Here is a 264-nt window from a genome sequence, read left to right on the forward strand (position 1 = left end):
TCGGCGCGGGTCCCGGAGATCCGGAATTTCTGACCCTGCGCGCCCTGCGCCTGATCCTCGACGCCGAAGTCATCGTTCACGACCGGCTCGTCCCCAGCGAGATCGTCAATCTCGCCAAGAAAGGCACGCGGCTGATCTCTGTCGGCAAACGCGCAGGCTTCCACCCGGTGCCGCAATCCGAAATCAACGACATGCTCGTGGACATCGCCATGACCGGCCAGGACGTGGTCCGCCTGAAGGGCGGAGACCCGTTCATCTTCGGGC

1 protein-coding gene is annotated in these 264 nt (G+C 64.4%); it reads left to right on the forward strand.

Annotation, left to right across the window (positions count from 1 at the left end; genetic code table 11):
* Positions 1-264 (forward strand): uroporphyrinogen-III C-methyltransferase (locus E0702_RS17705; RefSeq protein ID WP_240721818.1); only part of this gene is annotated, 264 nt, incomplete at both ends.

This window comes from Halomonas marinisediminis, from assembly GCF_004347715.1.
GTDB lineage: Bacteria > Pseudomonadota > Gammaproteobacteria > Pseudomonadales > Halomonadaceae > Halomonas > Halomonas icarae.